This is a genomic window from Gemmatimonas sp. (assembly GCF_044345575.1).
Lineage (GTDB): Bacteria > Gemmatimonadota > Gemmatimonadetes > Gemmatimonadales > Gemmatimonadaceae > Gemmatimonas.
The window spans coordinates 1-3,250 of sequence record NZ_JBIJAW010000364.1; the positions used below are offsets into that span (position 1 = coordinate 1).

General features: G+C 69.5%; 3 protein-coding genes. 1 reads left to right on the top strand and 2 read right to left on the bottom strand.

Going from position 1 to position 3,250, the window contains the following annotated elements:
- Together ACIQ6O_RS15175 and ACIQ6O_RS15180 are read right to left on the bottom strand one after the other, a co-directional pair.
- Positions 1-1,458: ABC transporter permease (locus ACIQ6O_RS15175; RefSeq protein WP_396208620.1), on the bottom strand; the 1,458-nt coding region annotated here is incomplete at its 3' end.
- The gene (locus ACIQ6O_RS15180) at positions 1,455-2,180 is read right to left on the bottom strand and encodes an ABC transporter ATP-binding protein (RefSeq protein WP_396208621.1); all 726 of its coding nucleotides are present in this window, start codon (positions 2,178-2,180) and stop codon (positions 1,455-1,457) included. The genes ACIQ6O_RS15180 and ACIQ6O_RS15175, both read right to left, overlap by 4 nt.
- A 16-nt stretch (positions 2,181-2,196) precedes the next feature.
- On the opposite strand from ACIQ6O_RS15180, the gene ACIQ6O_RS15185 reads away from it, so the two are divergent.
- Entirely contained in the window at positions 2,197-2,976 is a 780-nt protein-coding gene (locus ACIQ6O_RS15185) for an arylesterase (protein WP_396208622.1), read from the top strand.
- Positions 2,977-3,250 lie beyond the last annotated feature (274 nt).

Below are 3,250 nucleotides of genomic sequence, written 5' to 3' on the forward strand. Positions count from 1 at the left end.
ACCACCGGTCATCGCAAGGCCATCGCGCCACGACTCCACACGCGACAGCACGATGGCCACGATGCTGCCCACGAGCAGGGCATCCACCACGAGCCGCGCGACGTCCTTCCACTCGCTCGGCAGTGCGGCGGGATCGGCGTTGCGGCGAATCGCCTGCAGCGGCGACACGCGGCGCAGCGCCAGCAACGGACGCAGCGCGAACACCAGTGACACCCACACGCCCGTCGCGAGACCCAGCAGCAGCGGAATGGGTTCGAGGGCGATGGTGACATCCACCGGGAGAAAGTCGCCCATCACGCGCGGCAGCAGGAACTGCACGGCGATGCCGAGCGCAGCACCGGCGGTGGCGCCCACGAGCCCCATTGTTGCGGCCTGCACCACGTACAGCGCGAGCACCTGGCGGCTGGTGGCGCCAAGGCAACGCAACACAGCCACGGTGTCGATCTTCGACGACACGAACGCGTTCACGCCGCTCGCCACGCCGATACCGCCCAAGAGCAACGCGATGAGACCGATGATGCTGAGGAAGTCGGCGAGCCGTGCGACGGCCTGCGTGAACTCGCGTTCGGTATCGACCACAGTGCGCACGCGGACGCGCACGCGCGGCGCCAGAGCTGCAGCGCGCGCGCTGCTGTCGCTCGCGCTGCGCGCGCTGCTGTCCGGCTGTTCCTCGCCCTCACCGCCCGGCGCGTTGCGCTCGCGTTCGCCGCGGGCTTCGAGCGCTTCGAGGCGCGTCGCTTCGGCCGGGTCGATGCGCCTCCGCAGCGAGCGCGCCACCTGCGCGGCCGGCTTGGGCGCCTCGAGCGCAGCGGGCAGCTTGAGTACCAGCTCGTACTCGGCGCGGCTGCCGAACGACAGTAGCCCCATTTGCGGCAGCCACCGGTCGGACACGTACACGCGCGGGCCGATGACCGCGGTGATGCCGGCGTCGCCGGGCACGTTACCGAGGGTGCCGCCGATGGTGAACTGCTGCTGTCCCAGCTTGAGGTGGTCGCCCACCTTGGCGTCGAGGGCGATGAGCAGCGAAGCGTCGACGAACACCACGGAGTCGTCGTGCACACGCGACCAGCCGTTGGCCGGCACCGTTTCGATGGCGCCGTAGAACGGATAGCCCGGCGAGACCGCGCGCACCTGCACGAGCCGTGTGCCGCCCGAGGGCTCGGCCAGCGCCATGGAGGCAAAGGTCGTGACGCGCGACGAGGGCACGCCGGCCGTGCGCAGCGAGTCGGCCAGCGAATCCACCACGGCCGGGAACTGCGCCCGTGCCGACAGCGCGAGGTCGCCACCGAGCAGTGTGCGCGACTGCTCGCGGATGGAGCGGGTGACGTTCCCGGCGAAGGAGTCGATGGCCACGAGTGCCGCCACGCCGAAGGCGATGGACGACATGTAGAGCGCCAGGCGGCGCCGGGCCGATCGGCTTTCGCGCCAGGCGAGACGGAGCAGGGCCTGCGTGGTCATGCCGTCTCGAGAGCGGGGGCGCCGGCCGCCGGCGTGGGGTGGTCGTGGCGGATGTCTTCCACGATCACGCCGTCGCGCAGGCGGATGGTGCGCTGCGTGCGAGCGGCCAGCGCGGCATCGTGCGTGACGAGTACAATGGTGCAGCCGCGTTCGCGGTTGAGTTCCTGCAACAGCTGCACGATGCGCTCGCCGGTGGCGCCGTCGAGATTTCCCGTCGGTTCGTCGGCGAAGAGGATCTTCGGTTCGTTCACGAACGCGCGGGCGAGCGCCACGCGCTGCTGTTCCCCGCCGGAGAGCTGCTGGGGAAAGTGATGGGTGCGGTCGCCGAGTCCCACGCGGGCGAGCAGGTCGGCGGCCCGGGCGGCGGCTTCGCGCACGCTCACGCGACCGGCCAGTTCGAGCGGCACCTGCACGTTTTCGAGCGCCGTGAGGGTGGGGATCAATTGAAAGCTCTGGAAGACGAACCCAACTTTCTCTCCGCGGAGGCGGGCGCGGGCATCTTCGTCGAGGCTGCCGAAGTCGGCGCCATCGAGGGACACCGTGCCGCGCGACGGGGTATCCAGTCCGGCGAGCAAGCCGAGCAGGGTCGTCTTGCCGCTGCCGGATGGGCCGACGATGGAAACAAAGGCGCCGGCCGGCACGTCGAAGGACACATCGCGCAGCACGGTCAGGTTTTGCGTGCCACTCAGATATTCCTTGGTCAACCCACGGGCAACGAGCATGCGAGAGCAGGGATTAGTGCAGACGAGAGGGCAGGGCATCGCGCGGTGGCGCGCCATCGCGATGGCGATGGGGCTGGCCGGCGTGAGCCTGCTGGGAGCGTGCGAGTCCGGTAACGCGGGCGGTACCGGCGGTGCTGCCGGAACCAACGGCGCGAGCCGCGTGGCGGATTCAGGATCCGCGGAGAATACACCGGCGGGTGCGAATCGGGCCGCGGCTGGCGCCGCCTCGGTGCCTCGGGTGGTTCTGCTGGGGACGAGCCTGACCGCCGGGCTGGGGTTGCCCCCGGAGCAGGCCTATCCCGCCCTGCTGCAGGACAAGGCCGATTCGCTCGGGTTGGCGGTGCGGATCGTGAATGCCGGGCTCAGCGGCGAGACCTCGGCCGGCGCACTGCGTCGGGCCGGGTGGGTGCTCGACCAGCCGGCGGCGCTGGTGGTGCTGGAGGTGGGCGCCAACGACGGGCTGCGCGGCGTAGACCCGGACACCACCTATGCGAACCTCGTGAAGCTGGTGCAGACGGTGCAAGCGCAGCAGCCGGAGGCCAAGGTGGCGCTGGTGCAGATGGAAGCGCCCACAAATCTGGGGCAGGCGTACACGCGCCGGTTTCACGAGGCGTACGGGCGGGCGGCCAAGGAGACCGGCGTGCCGCTGTGGCCGTTCCTGCTGGAGGGAGTGGCCGGGGTGGCGAAGCTCAACCAGGGCGACGGGATTCACCCCAACGCGGTGGGCGCGCAGATCGTGGCCGCCACAATGTGGAAGTCGATGCAGCCGGCGGTGACCGAGCTGGCCCCGCGGTAGCTTTGCCGGCCGTGTTCGAGGAGGGAACGCGTCCACACGGAGCTCACAAAGGCTGGTGAGGACACGGAGAACGACCAAAAACTTTGGCCTTTTCTCTGTGTCCTCACCTTCCTCGGCGATCTCCGTGTTCGCGCGTCCGCCTGCCACTCCGGCCGTCCTTGAGGATGGAACGCGTCCACACGGAGCTCACAAAGGCTGGTGAGGACACGGAGAACGACCAAAAACTTTGGCCTTTTCTCTGTGTCCTCACCTTCCTCGGCGATCTCCGTGTTCG